11 protein-coding genes are annotated in these 16,338 nt (G+C 41.6%); 4 read left to right on the top strand and 7 right to left on the bottom strand.

Features of this window, described 5'->3' with window-relative positions:
- Positions 1-127 precede the first annotated feature (127 nt).
- On the bottom strand, positions 128-3,904 hold the full coding sequence (addA, locus tag NCCP133_RS05080; protein ID WP_264803977.1) for a helicase-exonuclease AddAB subunit AddA: 3,777 nt from the start codon (positions 3,902-3,904) through the stop codon (positions 128-130).
- Entirely contained in the window at positions 3,876-7,394 is a 3,519-nt protein-coding gene (gene addB / locus NCCP133_RS05075) for a helicase-exonuclease AddAB subunit AddB (protein ID WP_264803851.1), read from the bottom strand. Before addB ends, addA begins: the two co-directional genes overlap by 29 nt.
- 270 nt (positions 7,395-7,664) lie before the next feature.
- Between addB and NCCP133_RS05070 the strand changes: the two genes are divergently transcribed.
- A complete protein-coding gene (locus tag NCCP133_RS05070; protein ID WP_264803850.1) occupies positions 7,665-8,819 on the top strand; it encodes an MFS transporter in 1,155 nt (384 codons plus the stop codon).
- A gap of 467 nt (positions 8,820-9,286) precedes the next feature.
- Here NCCP133_RS05070 and lepB read toward each other — a convergent pair whose 3' ends face one another.
- From lepB to NCCP133_RS05050, 4 genes are all read right to left on the bottom strand, one after another.
- Positions 9,287-9,841, bottom strand: coding sequence for a signal peptidase I (lepB, locus tag NCCP133_RS05065; protein WP_264803849.1), 555 nt, complete (start codon positions 9,839-9,841; stop codon positions 9,287-9,289).
- Between the two features lie 31 nt (positions 9,842-9,872).
- Positions 9,873-10,493, bottom strand: coding sequence for a TVP38/TMEM64 family protein (locus tag NCCP133_RS05060; protein ID WP_264803848.1), 621 nt, complete (start codon positions 10,491-10,493; stop codon positions 9,873-9,875).
- A 143-nt stretch (positions 10,494-10,636) separates the two neighbouring features.
- Positions 10,637-11,572, bottom strand: coding sequence for an LCP family protein (locus NCCP133_RS05055; protein WP_264803847.1), 936 nt, complete (start codon positions 11,570-11,572; stop codon positions 10,637-10,639).
- 436 nt (positions 11,573-12,008) lie between these two features.
- Positions 12,009-13,994 carry an alpha/beta hydrolase family protein gene (locus NCCP133_RS05050; protein WP_264803846.1) on the bottom strand — a complete coding sequence of 662 codons (1,986 nt, stop codon included), beginning with the start codon at positions 13,992-13,994 and terminating at the stop codon, positions 12,009-12,011.
- A gap of 268 nt (positions 13,995-14,262) precedes the next feature.
- Here NCCP133_RS05050 and NCCP133_RS05045 point away from each other — a divergent pair, with 268 nt between their 5' ends.
- On the top strand, positions 14,263-14,652 hold the full coding sequence (locus NCCP133_RS05045) for a hypothetical protein (protein WP_264803845.1): 390 nt from the start codon (positions 14,263-14,265) through the stop codon (positions 14,650-14,652).
- A 96-nt stretch (positions 14,653-14,748) separates the two neighbouring features.
- On the opposite strand, the gene NCCP133_RS05040 is transcribed toward NCCP133_RS05045, so the two are convergent.
- Positions 14,749-15,318, bottom strand: a complete 570-nt coding sequence (locus NCCP133_RS05040; RefSeq protein WP_264803844.1) for a competence protein ComK — start codon at positions 15,316-15,318, stop codon at positions 14,749-14,751.
- Between the two features lie 199 nt (positions 15,319-15,517).
- Here NCCP133_RS05040 and NCCP133_RS05035 point away from each other — a divergent pair, with 199 nt between their 5' ends.
- Both NCCP133_RS05035 and NCCP133_RS05030 read left to right on the top strand, forming a co-directional pair.
- On the top strand, positions 15,518-15,754 hold the full coding sequence (locus tag NCCP133_RS05035) for an IDEAL domain-containing protein (RefSeq protein WP_264803843.1): 237 nt from the start codon (positions 15,518-15,520) through the stop codon (positions 15,752-15,754).
- Positions 15,669-16,253, top strand: a complete 585-nt coding sequence (locus tag NCCP133_RS05030) for a Type 1 glutamine amidotransferase-like domain-containing protein (protein ID WP_309298033.1) — start codon at positions 15,669-15,671, stop codon at positions 16,251-16,253. The genes NCCP133_RS05035 and NCCP133_RS05030 overlap by 86 nt, the downstream gene beginning before the upstream one ends.
- Positions 16,254-16,338 lie beyond the last annotated feature (85 nt).

Genomic DNA, 16,338 nt, shown 5'->3' with positions numbered 1-16,338 from the left:
GTTGTACGCGGGATTGATCACTTTTTATGGGCGCTGATTGGTCATTTATAGAAAAGACCAAAATATAAAAAACTGCCCCCTTATTGTTAGCCAAGGCTAACAATGGGGTGCAGTTCTTGCCGTTTTCCTAGTGTTCCAGCTTAATAGTATGGGCTCCGTCAAAGAAAAATAGGTATCTTTCATTAACTTTCCTTTTAAGAATTTGTTCAAGTGCACGCGTATACATATCAATTTGCACTTTATATCTGTTTTCAAGAACCGGTTTTGCTTCTGCAAAGCCGCCTTTGAATCGGCCGGTGATTCCATCTGTTTTGTAGTCCAGGAGCACCAAACCCTTTTCATCCTCAAACAGACAGTCCACAATCCCCTGAATGAGTACAGGTTCGTCTTCGCCTTGCCAATCGGAATAGATTTCCCGGGCAGGGAACGATAAACTGAACGGGATTTCTCTTCGAATCGATGCAGATGCCTTAATTATTCTAGGTCCAATATCACTTTCAAAGAACTGCACAATCGCTTGAGAATCGATGCTTTCGCGCTGCTCTTCTGTAAGCAGTTCATTGTTAACCATCTCATCCAATTTGGCAGAAATGGTTTCAGTTGTTGCCGGTCTGCTGAAATCAATATGCTGCATGACCGCATGCATGGCTGTTCCCCGTTCAGCCGGTGAAAGTACTTTTTCCTGCATAAACCGCGGGCGGCTAAGCAGCGGTTTATTTAGTTTGCGAATTAACTCTGTTCCACTGTCTTCTTCAGAAAAAATCTCCCTCTGCCGCTTCACTTCTGAAACAGATTGTTTGGAACGATGCTGGGCAGCCTGCTTATAAGAATATTTCCAAGAGAGCTGTTTCTCAATCTTTTCCTTATAAGCCGATTCAGCTGGTATCGTTTTGCCTTCATAAACCATTTTCAGCAGATCTTCTTCACCACCGTTGGTTTCCGATGATAGCCTGGCAGCTTCTTCACTTTTCACAATGGCAATATCCCAGCAAGAAGGATGCTCAATTATCTCTGACGGAACCAGAGGATTTAATGAATTGCCTTCACCTCTCAATGTTTCACAATCCTTATGTCTGACCAGTGATGGACCAATCCAGTCCAGATAACTGTTCACTGAAGCCCGATCGAACTCATTCAGGAGCCAATCTTTATGCTCAGCAGTCTGAAGCCATTGATTCAGTTTCTTTTCCGCACTTTTTACAGAAGAAACCAGATATAGCTTTTCTTTTGCACGGGTAAAGGCTACATATAGAACCCGCATTTCCTCTGCTAGCATTTCCATCTTCTTTTTTCGTTTAAAAGCAATTTGCGGAAGAGATGGGTAGGAAATCCTTTTTTCAGCATTCACGTACTTAGCTGCAAATCCGAATTCTTTATCCAGCATGTACGGCTTTTTCAAATCCATCGTATTAAAATTACGGGCGAGCCCTGCTATGAATACAAATGGAAACTCTAGACCCTTGCTGCTGTGGACCGTCATAAGGCGAACCACGTCTTCCTGTTCGCCCAGTGCACGGGCAGCGCCCAGGTCATCACCCCTATCACGCATCCGCTCGATAAATCTCAAGAAGCGGAATAATCCTCTGAAGGAAGTCGCTTCATATTGCCTGGCTCTGTCATATAATGCCCGGAGATTCGCTTGCCTCTGTTTCCCGCCCGGCATGCCGCCAACGAAATCATAGAAGCGCGTCTCTCTATACAAATGCCATATAAGCTCTGAAAGTGAACCCTGGCGAGCCATCACACGCCATTCCTTCAGCTGATCAAAGAACGGGCGGACTTTTTCATATAATTCGCCCGTCTGAAGATTAGGCTCATTACGGCAGAAGGAAATCAACGCTTCGTAATAAGATCCTCTTTTATTATGGATTCTAATTTGGGCAAGCTCTTCTTCTGTTAATTCCAAAATAGGAGATCTTAGCACTGAAGCAAGCGGAATATCCTGATACGGATTATCAATCACCCTTAAAAGGGACATCATGATGGCGACTTCCGTTGCCTCAAAGTAACCGCTTGAAAGATTTGCATAGACAGGTATCCCCTGCTGCTTAAATTCCTCCATAATCTGCGGCGCCCATGTCATGGAACGAAGCAGTATCACGATATCCCTGTACTTGGCAGGACAGCCAGACTGAGTTTTCGGATTGTACACTTCTTTGCGCTCTGCGATGATTTCTTTTATTTTTGCGGCCATATACCTTGCTTCAAGCTGTGACTGCGCCAGATCTTCGCTATCGAAGGCGTCTTCCGTCACTTCAGGCTGCGGTTCGGTTTTTTCATTTCCTTCTAGATCAATAATAGCCAGCTCAATCGGATGGTCTTGGACTTCTGAGTAAGGAGCTCCTTTTACGAGCTCAGCCGCTCCATCATATTCAATTTCACCAACGGTTACACCCATGATTTGTTTAAAAATATAATTAGTGCCATGAAGAACTTCCTGCCGGCTTCTGAAATTGCGTGCCAGGCCAATCCTAAGCCCTGTCTCTTCTCCGCTTTGGTCAAAACGTGTATATTTCCCCAAAAATAAATTAGGCTCAGCCAGGCGAAACCGGTAAATCGACTGCTTCACATCTCCAACCATGAATAGATTGCCGTGTTTTTCGGTGTCTGCTGTTACTAATTGTAAAATGGCTTCCTGCACCATATTGGTATCCTGGTATTCATCAACCAAAACCTCTTTAAACTGATTTCGGCAGGCAAAGGCAGCCTCTGAGGGCAACAGATGTCCATCTTCACCAGAAGATGAAAGGATTTCAAGGCAATAATGCTCAAGATCAGCGAAATCAACAAGTCCCTTGTCTGTTTTCACCTGATCAAAGCGGACGGAAAAATCTTTCACTAACAAAACCAGTGTTTCAATATGGGACTTCATTTCAGCCATGTCCCGAATAAAGCTTTCCGGCGGGCGTCCAAATAGCTCCTCCTGAAGATCAGAAATAATCTTCTTTGCTTGATCCCTCAGCTTTTTGGCTTTCTCAATTAAAACTGGATCATAATCATCGCCTTTGCAAGTCTTGGCTCTGCCGAATGACCATTTTTGCATCGCTTCATAAAGTGTTGACCATGAATCGTTCTTGGCTTCGATAAGTGTATTCACCACATGCAGATCTGCAATAAAGTTCTCCGCTCTCGGTGCAGGTCCTTCCGGAAGCTTGGTCAGCTCAAGGCCATGCTCTAGCAGCTGCTTGGCTCCTTTCAATTGAAGATCAACGTCTTTCAACAGGGATTGTACAAATGGCAGCTGTTCAAGCTTTGAATTGCCGTCCACATTATACATGTCTACAATCGAGTCGAGATATTGATTTGGAGATGGATTGGAACGGGCAAAATCATATAAGTCCCGGATTATATCCTGTAGGGCTGTATCGCTTCTATCATTAGTAAATGCATCAACAAGAGCGAAGAAAGCATCATTGCCCTCCTTGCCGTACTCCTCTTCGAATAAATCCTCGAGAACTTCATCCCTTAATAGCTGCGCTTCCGTTTCATCTGCAATCCGAAAGCCTGGATCAATATCGGTCATATAATAATATTTCCTGATCATTTCCAAACAAAATGAATGCAGAGTGGAGATGAATGCCTTATTTAATAAGCTTACCTGTTTTCTGAGGTGGGAAGATTTAGGATTGGCATTTATCGCTTTTTCAAGAGCCTCACCGATTCGATGCCTCATCTCCGCTGCTGAAGCATTGGTAAAGGTAACGACTAGAAGTTCATCGACATTGATGGGATCCTCTACCGCGATAATCTTATTAATGATCCTTTCAACGAGAACAGCAGTTTTTCCTGATCCTGCTGCTGCAGCAACCAGAATATCCTGGCCCTTTGCTATAATTGCTTTCCATTGGTCGTCTGTCCAAGTTGCTTCTGCCGGCTTAGGCGGTATAATCATTTTCATTTTCATTTTCATCTTCCTCCACCTCCTTCCTGATGATTTCTATAACGTCTTCTTTAGGCTTAGGTGCAAAAAGTCTGAAATCATTGGTTTCTAGCGATTCGTCGAATTGACAAACAGATTTATAAGCACAAAAAGTGCAAGGTGTTTTTTCTTTCATTTTATAAGGAGCAATCTCTACGTTTCCTTCTGTGATGCTATTGCCCGTATTTCGATACATTTTCCTTACATAACGGCGTAAATAGTCAAACTCCTGCTTGCTTGCAACTTTCGAACGTTTTGAGAGTGTGCCATCCTTCTTAAAGCCTGCAGAAATGATGGATGAATCACCTGTCTCAAGAGTCTGATCCATCAGCCTGATGACATTTTCATCCCCCAGCATGAGGCCATTCATTTTAAACTTTTTATAAAGTTCCTGCTCAATGTCCTCCAGCGTCAGCATTTTCGATGTATTTACAATTGGATTATGGACATGGAAGTAAAGGACTCCTGCCGGATCTGCTTCCGTTCCGATCAAAGCATTGGAATGGGCAATAATAATATCCAAGTATGTGAGCATTTGCAGGGCAATGCCATAGTACACTTCACTGACATTTAAGTCTTTGGAACTCGACTTATAGTCAATGACTCTTAAAAAGGTGCCGCTGGTATCCTGTGCCTTATCTACCCTGTCAATTCTGCCGATAAGCTCCATTTTTGTCCCATTTTTAAGCGGGAATACAAGTGAAGGCAGTTCTCCTTTCGGGCCAAATCCAAGCTCAAGCCCAACTGGTGAGAATCCGCTTGATTTAGCATGCTCGCTAATAACAAAAGATGCACGGCTAATGATTTGCTCTAGCTTTTTCTTAATATAGTGATGCCTATTCGAACTTAAGAGAATTTCATTTTGCAGTTTTGGGGCCAGCATCTCAACTGCTTCTTTTGCGAGTATTTCGCACTGTTCTCTTGTCATATCTGTCCACGAAAGCTTTTGGGTCATAACTGTTTCAGCAATATATTTTAATGCAGCATGGAACAGGTCCCCGATATCAGGCGCCTCCAGGCGATATACCTGCCTCTCTCTAAGCCTTAGGCCGTGCTGTGCAAAATGGGAAAACGGACAGCTGTGGAATAATTCCATTCTAGATACACTTGCCTGAATGTGGTCACCATAGAGCTCTTTACTGATATCCTCACCTAGCTGTTGAGTCCGGTTTTCATAATTCAAGCTGGAAAGCACCTTTAATGCAGAACTTCTCCATTTCTCATTTTTAAGATAATAATTATAAACATCCCACCATAAGTCATAGATCGGATAGTTCCGCTTTTTGAGCTGAAGCTGTGAAGTAAGATAAGAAAGTGCTGTATTCAGATTATCTGCATATTCCAGCTGTTCTGCTTCAGGCAGCTCTAGCGGATCTGACACGAAGGCATGCTGTCTGCAGTCAGGGAATAGATCTCCCATTTTCTTTATAAAAGGAGATGGCATAAGCGCTTTGCCTTCTTCATTTGCCAGGGGATAGCTGATAAACAGTTTTTCTGAAGGAGTGACAAAAGCTTTATAGGCTAAAAACTCCTCATCCAGTAGTCGTGTGCGGCTTCCGGGGGCTAGCTTCATGCCGTTTGCCTGCAGCATTTCCCTGTCTTCATCCGCCAGCACGCCGTCCACTGTGAATTTGGCAGGGAGTACTCCCTCATTAAGTCCAATAACAAAAACCGCTTTAGTGTCAGTTAATCGGGATCTCTCCAGATCAGCTGCCATAACTTGATCTATAGCAGGCGGAACAAGCGTAAAGCGCAAAGATTCTATTCCAGCATCAAGTATCGAAGCAAAACGCTTGAGACTGACTTCATCCTCGCCCAGTATTTCAACATATTGATCCAATAGCTCCATAATGGCATTCCAGGCTTGGCCATGTTCCCTTGACTTAACAAGATTTCCTTTCTCCTCTTCAGCTGTTTTCCACTGTTCAAGCTTGAATGGAACATTCAGTTCTTCAAGGTATAAAAACAGCGCTTCACAATATTTACGTCCATTGTCAGCTTTTTTAAAGCGGCGGGACAACCTTAAAATGGGACCGGTGATCATTTCACGCAGATCATTTAACTCATCTTCTATTTTCTTTTCGGCGTCTGTCTGAGCTACTGCTTCAAACTCCAGTCCTCTGATCCTTCTATATATCCACCTTTTCTTCTTCGTCCACTTCCCCCCTTGGATGCCATTGGCAAGAACATAATTTTCAAGCCGGTCCATCTGTTCGCGCAGTCGGGAAGAATTTAATTTGGTCGGAAAAATCAGCTCAGTCTTAATCGCTCTGAAGATTGGTTCATAACGCCAATTCCCATTGAAAATTTCAAGAGTCGAACGGATTAACTCCACAAGAGGGTGATTCAGCATGATCCTTTTCTGGTCTATGAAATAAGGAATATCATAGTCATGGAACACAGTCTCAATTATGTCATGATAATCCTGTCCATTCCTTGCAAGCACAGCGATATCTCTGTAGCGATAGCCTTCGTTTCGTATGAGCTGATTGATTTTTCTGGCAACCCCTTCGATCTCTGCCCTCCTATTGACAGCCTGTCCAATGTGTACATCAGCCTCTCCCGCATATTCGGCAGCCGGCCTGCTGTCAAAATGGGCTTCCAGGTGCTTTAGAGAATAGGAGTTCCATCTTTTTTGATCATGAAGCTTCATTACTTCCACATTCAGCCCGTTGCGGGAAGCCATTTCATAAATGGTCTGGCAGTTCTCTCCCGACATTCTGAATAAATGAAGATCATCGGGAACCTTCTGTCTATACGGACGATCAAGCGTAAGAGTAATCGTTACTTTTTTGCACTGCTTCATAAGCTGCTCCAAGATTAGATACTCTTGCGGTGTAAAGCTGTAAAAGCCATCTATATAAATCTCTGCATTGTTGAGATAGTGTGATTGAGAGGCTTTTTCCGTAAGCAATCGGAAATAATCTTCAGAATCTGTATATTTACCTGAAAGGGATTCTTCAAAATTTTGAAAAATCAATTCCAGGTCATGTAGCTTATCCTGCAATGCTTTACTGGATTTCCCGCCTGATGATAGCTGATTTTGCCTCTCTGCAAGTTCATCTGGATTGACACAATAACGCTTAAACTCTGTCATCATCTGTTCAACTTGCTGAATAAAACCATTTTTATCTGCAGCACGCTGAAAAAGCCTCAGCTCATCCTTTTTATCTTCAATAATTTTGCGGATCAGCATACTGATCCCAACACTATTTAGATGATATCTGCTCATGCCGCCAGTTTCCTGCAGTATTCTCCAGGCAAGGCGTGTGAAGGAATACACCTGGCTGCGGACCATTCCGCCCAATCCTGGTGTTGTAATTAATTTATATTCTGATAGAAACGTCATCTGTTCCGGAACTAAATAAATAATCGGATCGCCATCCGGATTAAACCGCAGTTCATCACGGATTTCATTCAGGCAGTATTCTGTTTTGCCGCTACCTGAACGGCCTATCAATAAACGTACGGTCATGTTTTTCCTCCTCAAAAAAAGCATCGCTCCCCGCCCATCAGCAATCATCCCGGCCGGGTAACACTTTGAGCTATAATTAAACAAGCATCTCAAATAAAAGCAAACCTCTGCCAATAAGTTGCTGGCTAGTATTCTTTAATTTTATTTCATTTATAGAATTATTTTATCATATAAGCAGTTCAATTTTTCGGATGGGGTCTTTCAAACTAGTAAATAAACAACTTTCCTATACAGGCATCCATGCATAGATTATGGTGGCAGGTGATATGGATGATTTCAAAACAAGTACTACTGGCAACTTCTATTATTTTGACTGTAACAGGCATTTTTGTTGCCAGCAATATTTATACACTGATCCCTATTTATGGTGACATTGCAGACTCATTTGACGTGAAAGAAAATGATATTGTCGGCGGCGGCAGCCTGTTTGCCTTTTTTTATGCGGCTGGCTTGCTGTTTTTCGGTCCGGCGTCCGATAGATTCGGAAGAAGAAAAATAATCATTATGGGATTGTTCGCCTCCGCTTTATCCACTTTTACGGTTGGGCTATCTACAAGCATAGAGGCGCTATATATCACGAGGTCTATTCAGGGGCTTACTTTAGGCAGCTTCGCACCAGTTGCATTTGCTTATTCCTTTGATCTTTTTCCCCCTAAAAGCCGCACACTGCTTCTTGTTTTTATCAACACAGGTTTTCTTGTCGCAGGCATCCTTGGACAGCTGATCAGCTCCACTATCACATTTTATTATGAGTGGGGCTATGCATTTTATTTTTTTGCTTTTTGTTATTTCGTGCTATTCCTTATATCGTACAAAATACTGCCGCTCACTTCTCAGCCATCTAAATCAAAGGCTTCTGTGCTTTTTATAATGAGGAAATTATTAAAGAACCGGAGCCTGCTGAAATGCTACGCGATTGCTTTTACTTTACTTTTTTCTTTTGTAGCTTTATACGATGCGATTGGCAGATTTTTTCAGGGAAGCAGGGATGATTTATTTACATTAAGAGCGTTCGGATTAATTGGGGCAGTTCTGTCTCTGTTTACCGGGAAATTAATCGAGAGGATGGGCATATATTCTACCATGAAACTCGGTTTAATATTGGGGGTATTTAGCATTATTAACATGGCTGTATTCAGCAGTACAACTGCTTTAATGGCCTTTTCCATAATATTTGTGTCTTCTATCTCCCTGCTTGTTCCTACAGTGATTACCCTTATTGGCATGATTGCAGGGACAGACCGGGCAAAAGCACTTTCCCTCTATTCATTTATCCTTTTAACGGGGGCCGGTCTTGCCTCGCCTATTGTAATGGTTCTTCAATTTGAATATGTTCTGCAGCTGCTGCTCGCCTTTTTCCTGATGAACATGGTTTTTGGGAAATTTTTATCAAAAGAAGTGGCCCTTTCCCCACAGTCCGACTAAGAAAAGCGCAGGGCGCCTTGACCACGAAGGAACCTAGACTAAAAGCGCCACGTCCTGTGGCAACGTCTGCATGACCCCCGTCCTCCCAAAAGCTGCCGCTTTCGGCCGTGCGATGTTTTTGCTGACGAAGCCTTCCTTGTCCTGCGGGAAGGTGTTTTCCCTTCTGGAAGGAATCGGCTTATGACCCCGAGTCTCTAGGAGCCGGAACTAGACAAACCGAAATGTGGAGGCGACTGTCCAGGGACGACAGGCATAAGACGGTTCCTGTAAGAAGGTGTTTTCCCTTCTGGAAGGAATCGGCTTATGACCCCGAGTCTCTAGGAGCCGGAACTAGACAAGCTTCTGACCTCGAAGGGGTAGGCACCTGGAGCTAGACAGTTATCTAATTTCAAAAGGATATAAATTCTGATATTATAAAAAAGGACTCGAATTTTATCGAGTCCTTTTAGTGCATTATAGGTTTTTCTTTAAAAAGAAGCATCCATTTCATCCAGCGGCCAATAACGCAAGTTTACTTTTCCGACAACCTGATCTGCTGATATAAATCCAAAATGGCGGCTGTCCCAGCTTCCAAGACGGTTATCCCCCATCACAAAGAGCTTTCCTTCAGGCACCGTTTCGACTCCCGTCATTTCTTGAAGGGTAAAATCTCCCGTCAGCCTTCCGCCAATTACTTCTTTCCGATATTTGTCCAAATATGGCTCGTCCACTTTCTTCCCATTGATATACAATTCATCTCTTCGGTATTCAATTTTATCTCCTGGAAGCCCGATAATTCTTTTAACAAAGTCCTCTTCATCATTATGGTGAAAAACAATGACGTCAAAACGATTCAAATCGCCCACCTGATAGCCAACTTTATTAACGATCAGCTTATTGCCATCCTGAAGGGTCGGCATCATGGATTCGCCTTCCACAACATAATTAGAGAAGAAAAAAGTCCGTATAAAAGCAAAGATTATGATGCCGACGGCAAAGGCCTTTAGCCATTCTGCCCCTTCTTTTTTCAATTCTTCCTTCACACGTCATCTCCCTCAAGGCTTACTGCAATTGTTATTCTTTTTTTGTGCGATCTTTTTCTACGCTCATATTCATCTTTATTTCAATAATTTTGCCGACATACCAAAGAATGAAAATGACCAGAGCAACGATGGCAGTCCGAATAGGCTGAGTAATTAATGATTTAATATCATATCCCACAAAACTAATGGTAAAAACCATAACCATTTTTCCCGTCAGGACAGCCAGCATATATTGGGCAATGCTGATATTTGATAGCCCCGCCACGATATTTACAATAGCGGATGGAGTAAACGGAAAACACAGCAGAATGAACAAAGGGCCAAATCCATGCTTTTCCACCCACTTCATAAGCTTCTGCACCTGACGTTGTTTTTTTAAAAACCGAAGGATTCTCTTTTGTCCGTATCTCCTAACCAGCAAGAAAACAATTAACGCTCCCGCAACAGCACCCAGCCAGGAATATAAAAATCCAAGCCAAAGACCGAATGCACTCGCATTTGCCATAACAAATAAAAACAAGGGCAGGAGCGGCAAAAATGCTTCAAGCATAGGAAGCAGGATGCCAGGAAGCGGACCGAATGAACGATATTCCTGAATTATATCCATTATATTTTCCAATGTAAACCAATCTTTGAACAGTTCAAAATCCATGTAGTATCTCCTTGTTCATATGCAGCAAACATCTATATAATAATTTTCCCAGTGCAAATATGATCATATAAGGACAATTACCCTAGTTTTACCACTTCCCCTATTATTCTACACCTAATCGGGGGAAAAAGAATGTTTAAAATTTATTTTGATAGAAAATCATGGATTGCTTCTTTATTTGCCTCTTTATTGATCCCCAATACTGCTGCCCCATTGATTCTCTGGTTTTCAAATGTTCCATCAACTGGAACACGGAGGGTCTCTACATTCCGTTTATCTTTGCTTAAAAAGTCTTTCCCAATGTACAGGATATCTCCCGTATCCATATTTGTATTAACAAAAGGTGTTACCACTCCAATTAACTTTGGGAGCTTCGTGATGGTCTGAAAGCTTGTAAACTGGCTTGCCACTTCCTTCATTACCTTTTGCTGGCGCTCGACCCTTCCAAAATCGCCGACAGCATCCTGTCTAAATCGGACATATCCAAGGAGATGCTCTCCATCTAGACGCTGCAGTCCCGGTTCAAGCGTAACACCAATATTGGCAGACATTTTTTTCTCGACATTCATTTCTACTCCTCTTGGGAAAGCTTCATCGATTAAATGGACAAATCCCTCAAAATCAACGATTGAATAATATTTTATATCGATATCAAAGTTTTCCTTAATCGTCTGCCTTAATAGCTCTGGCCCTCCGTAAGCAAGTGCTGCATTTATTCTATTTTGTCCATGGCCCGGAATGTCTACATACATATCTCTCATAAAAGAAATAAGCTTATAGGTCCCCTTAACAGGATGATATTGCGCAACCATAATGGTATCTGCCCTGGATTTCTCTTTTCCTCTTGCATCACTTCCAAGAATCAGGATGTTCGTTCCTCCATACTTGTCTTTTTCTCCGTTAAATTCAAATTCCTCAGTTTCTATATTTGCTTCGCCTTTTGATTGGGAAACCCCCTGCTTAAACTGGTAATAAGAATAACCAAGCGTACCAGCAAACAATAGAAAAAGAATTAATAGAACAGATTTCCATTTCCTTTTCTTTTTCTGTTTTTTATATTCGTATCTATCAGATCTCATAAGAATAAGTCCTTTCTTTGCAATAAAATGATTAAGCCTGCCTGTTAATAATGCAGGATGTGCTTTGAAAGTGCCCACCAGACCTTCACATATATTAGACTGATGTTTCTATAAAAAGGTTTCGATATCGATGCTGGTATATCCTGTATACCTTTTATTTTGCAGTTGAATTACTTTCTTTGCAAATTATTTTATTATTATCGGCATTTTTAAAATAAAACCTTTGCTGTTTCGGTTTACCGATTGGAAATTTTATTTTCGTTGGTATCGGTATTTTCGTTGAAATATACAGCTTTTTCTTTTCGTTACTTTTTTGGGAAATTTGCTGATCTTACGCTGGCCTTAGTTGATATATCAATTTTTCTTCTTTTAAGTTTGGGTCAATTCGCAAAAATCAAACTAAAAATGCCGCAAGACCGAAGCCTGCGGCAATCTTTTACAGATACTTATCAAACCAGCCTGCAATATAGTTTAAGCGGCTGATTCTTAGATTCGGTTTTCCGCTCCTTGAAAGTTCATGGTTCGATTCAGGGAAGCGGACAAATTGGGCTGTTTTTTTACGATGCTTTAAGGCAATAAATAGCTGATCAGCCTGTTCAATCGGACAGCGGTAATCTTTTTCGCTGTGAAGTATAAGCAATGGAGTATCCATTTCATTCACGTAAGCGAGCGGTGAATACTTCCAAAGCCTTTCGATATCATTCAAATCACTTTGGATTTGCCAATCAGTAAAGTAAAAGCCAATGTCGCTTACACCATAGAAGCTGATCCAATTGGAGATTGAACGCTGAGTGACAGCTGCTTTGAAACGGTTCGTATGACCGATAATCCAGTTTGTCATAAACCCGCCATAACTTCCACCTGTCACACCAAGCCGGTCTTTATCGATAAAATCAAAGCTTTCCAGCGCATAATCTACTGCATCCATAATATCTTCATAATCCTTGCCGCCATAATCCCCTCTGACAGCGTTAACAAAATGCTGGCCATACCCATGGCTTCCTCTCGGGTTGATAAATAAGACGGCATAGCCTTTCGCTGCAAGACATTGAAATTCATGGAAATAGGAATTGGCATACATCGCATGCGGCCCTCCATGAATTTCAACAACAAGCGGTGTTTTTACCCCCTCTTCTAAACCAATAGGCTTCATGATCCAGCCATGAAGCTCCCAATCATCCGAAGATTTGAACTGAATCGGATCTGCATCTGCCACCTCGACCTCATTCAAAAACTCTTCATTTACATTGGTCAGCTGTATTAATTCTCCCGTTGGAACATCCAGCAAATATAAGTCTCCCGGATATGCCGGTTTGCTGATAGCAACAACTGCTTTATTAATGCACCCGCCTGTAGTCAAACCATACACATGCTGCTGATCCAGTAATGCAGGGTACAGCTCGCCTTCCATAGACCCATAATAAACGACTGTATTACCATGATCTGTAGCAAGGAAATAAAAACTTCTGCTATCCTCTGACCAAAGGATTCCTGGTGTGACGACCCCCTGCTGGAAATCTCCGATAGCAAAATCACCAGCTGAAATATCTGATTCCGCAGTCAGACACTGCAGATTTTCCGTTTCAAGATCATAAACCCAGACTTTTGTATGTGTGGCATTTTCATACTCTCTCTCATGACCGAACATTCCCAATTGCCTTCCATCTGGGGACCATGTGACACTGCCGAAATAGCCTTTTCCGTTTGTCACCTTTTTCATTTCCTTGGTTTCCAGATTAACTAAAAAGACATGGCTTGCAAAAGAGAAATCTTTATCTTCGTTCAAATCAGCTGTAACAGCAATTGATTTTCCATTCGGGGACCAGCTTTGCAGCTGATAGTCATGCTCTCCCGAGGTAAGCTGCTCAAACTCGCCGTTGTCAATATCCACAGTTGCCACTTGGCTGTATCTGCCGCTCCAAAACCCTTGAGCATCCGATTTGTGTTTCATTATATCAATTTCAAGAGGGAGAGGTTTTTCATCCTTCATTTTCCCTTTTCCTTTCTCTTGAGCATCTTCGCCTGGTTTCAAAGAAATAGTAAAGGCAATCCGCTTTCCATCTGGGGACCAAACAGGGTTTGAGGCTCCATTTGCACAATGAGTCAGCTGCCGTGCTTCACCGCCGGTTTTGCTAATAATATAAATCTGCGGTTTCTCTCCTCTATCGGAAACAAATGCAAGCATTTCTCCATTTGGGGACCACCGCGGCGAATGATCCCGATGCTTCCCGTAAGTCCACTGGACTGGTTTATTCTCTTTGCTGGTATTTATGTAAAATAAATTGGAACTGTATGTATTTTCCTCTTGAAGCATTCTTGTTTCCACATATGCCAAATCGGTGCCATTCGAGGATAGCTGTGGATCTGCAACTGATTTTAATATGGAAAGATCTTCAGGTTTTATTACTCTTTTTTTTATCATTGCTTTCACCCTTCCTAACTAAGCTGCTCTACTTATTTCGACATTAGAAATAAAATCCCTTCTTCTCATTCTGGATATCGCTGAAACTTTTTTTGGCAGAATGGAAAGGATGGTGATAAAAAGAAAAATTAATTTATTCGACAAATAATGGCTCTTGAAAGAGAAACCTATCCTCTGTAAAATTAAATATAGAACATATATTCTGTTAATATATACCTACTTGCTCATGCAGCAGCAGGCAACTTTTGATTAAGGGAGTAGAAAAATTATGACGAGAATTCCTGAGGAAGACCGCAATGTGATGGAACAGGCGATCTACTTGCCGATGGTTTTAACCATACTGAACCGCGATTTGATTGTGATCAATAAAAGCCCCTTCAAACTAAAACAGCCTTACCTGGATTTAATTGAAGAAACGATGAAAGTCATACAAAGGGAGCTCTCAGAGGTAAAGCGCTATTTGAATAAAAACCAGCTCAAAGTCCAGGAAATCAAACGGGATGACGCGTTTACCATGTTCATGTTTCTCTACAAAGACTATGAGGAACATCATAACTATTTCAATCCCCGCATACGCAACAAAGTACAGGAGCTAATGGTGCACTATCTGTTTAAAAGGCATGCATCAGGTACAGGAAAAAACTTGAAAGCAAATTAATCGGTCATGTTGTAATAGGAAGAGCCTGCTTATAATATTCTAATATACACAGAAAGCAGAAGCATGAAAACCCGGCATGCTTCTGGCATATCCCTTCTAATCCCTTATTGAGCTGTACGCTCCGGCTCTCTCCGAAGCATTCATACTTCTCGAACCATTAAAAAAGTAAAGTGACTTTCTCTCTGAATCTTCTATCCTGCTTATTAAAGTTGTTTTTAGCAATGCTGTTCTTAGCAGCTGGTTATTAAAGGTGTTATGAGACACTGGGATTTTAAAACTCTGCTTATTTTTGAAAATCACTTGTGTATTTCCGTCTTCCGTCCGCTTGTAATAGAGAATATGGGCCTGCGCGACCCAAATGCATTCAGGGTTGGTTGGAGAGGTTGTCGGGAAAAAATAAATGAAGTTTGTGGGGTCAATTGTAATCGGAGCCTTATGGGTTATTCCAGTCAATTGCCGTGTACCCTCTTTCCTGCCTTCATAGCTGGAACCGAAAAACCTGCAGCCTTTCTTTATAATATCGATGGGTTTAAAGGGGGAAGTTAATTCTTCTTCAAGCTCCCAAATTTGCGAATATACTTTTAGGCCATATGGGAGAGGCTGGATAATCATTGTATTGGGATTGATTTCGTATTCCTCAATTAGGTGAGTATTTGGGCTTCTCATTTTTTCATCTCCTTATCTAATTTACCGCGCTTTTCCATCATAGCACCAATTAATCAAAAAATTACTAATTTTCGAAAATAGTTGCTAAAATGTTCACAATTTCGACACCCATAAAAATATTTTCTAAAAATTAAAAATATTCAGTTGAATATTAGAGGGAAATTCCATATAATATTAAAAAGCAACAGGGGTGATTTCCATGAAGGAAAAATCATACACCGAATTAATGAAAGCTAGCGACATGAAGCGCAAGCAGCAGAAAGAGTCCTTTGTCCTTGACCTTTACATTGATATGCTGATTTCTGAAATCCTGCTGAACTCTGAAAAGGAAAGATTAATGAAAAAAGTAGATGCAGCCATCGACGAAGGAAACAAACTGGAATTTATTCAATTATCCAACCAATACAAAGAGCTTAGCAAACGTTTTGGAACTTAGAACGTATAATTGCCCCCGCCGACAAAGCGGGGATTTTATTTTTAATGGGTGGAGAATAATCTTAAGAAACAGGCACTTATTTTTAATGGGCGGCAGCCCGCCTTTTGGAGAAACAATAAGAAAAATATTTGCAGAGCTTTCTCTCGAAAGAACCGCAGTCCTTTTTATAAAAAGGGAAGGCTGGCGAGACTATATGAACAAATATACGAGGGATTTAAAGCGCTATGGAGCTGAAGACTTCTATTATCTTCCACTCTCTGATTCGCCATCCGCCAGTCTTCTTAAGGAATTGGAATTTTGTTCAGGAATCATAATTGGAGGAGGCGAAACAGAAAAATACAGGAACTATATAATGGACACAGCAGTTGGCAGAAGAATACAGAATATGTATAGAGAAGGCATTCCAGTTGCAGGCTTTTCGGCAGGGGCATTAATTTGTCCAGATCCTTGCGCTATTCCTCCCGTTGATACACGAAAAAAAACAGCATCTCTTTCTTAAAGGCATTGGATTAATCAATAGTTGTGCCATCAGTGTTCATTTTTCAAAATGGAATGAAAAGAAAAATCTAGAAGCTGCCACTAAG

It is taken from the genome of Cytobacillus sp. NCCP-133, assembly GCF_026011715.1.
GTDB lineage: Bacteria > Bacillota > Bacilli > Bacillales > Cytobacillaceae > Cytobacillus.
Note: the sequence above shows the minus strand (reverse complement) of the source record. Positions and strands in the feature narration are given on the sequence as shown.

Bases quoted from the DNA above. Each gene is read 5' to 3' on its own strand.
- addA (WP_264803977.1), bottom strand. From the start codon at position 3,904: ATGAAAATGAAAATGATTATACCGCCTAAGCCGGCAGAAGCAACTTGG.
- NCCP133_RS05060 (WP_264803848.1), bottom strand. From the start codon at position 10,493: ATGGATTTTGAACTGTTCAAAGATTGGTTTACATTGGAAAATATAATG.
- NCCP133_RS05030 (WP_309298033.1), top strand. From the start codon at position 15,669: ATGCAGCCATCGACGAAGGAAACAAACTGGAATTTATTCAATTATCCA.
- NCCP133_RS05055 (WP_264803847.1), bottom strand. From the start codon at position 11,572: ATGAGATCTGATAGATACGAATATAAAAAACAGAAAAAGAAAAGGAAA.
- addB (WP_264803851.1), bottom strand. From the start codon at position 7,394: ATGACCGTACGTTTATTGATAGGCCGTTCAGGTAGCGGCAAAACAGAA.
- NCCP133_RS05040 (WP_264803844.1), bottom strand. From the start codon at position 15,318: ATGAGAAGCCCAAATACTCACCTAATTGAGGAATACGAAATCAATCCC.
- NCCP133_RS05035 (WP_264803843.1), top strand. From the start codon at position 15,518: ATGAAGGAAAAATCATACACCGAATTAATGAAAGCTAGCGACATGAAG.
- NCCP133_RS05045 (WP_264803845.1), top strand. From the start codon at position 14,263: ATGACGAGAATTCCTGAGGAAGACCGCAATGTGATGGAACAGGCGATC.
- NCCP133_RS05050 (WP_264803846.1), bottom strand. From the start codon at position 13,994: ATGATAAAAAAAAGAGTAATAAAACCTGAAGATCTTTCCATATTAAAA.
- NCCP133_RS05070 (WP_264803850.1), top strand. From the start codon at position 7,665: ATGATTTCAAAACAAGTACTACTGGCAACTTCTATTATTTTGACTGTA.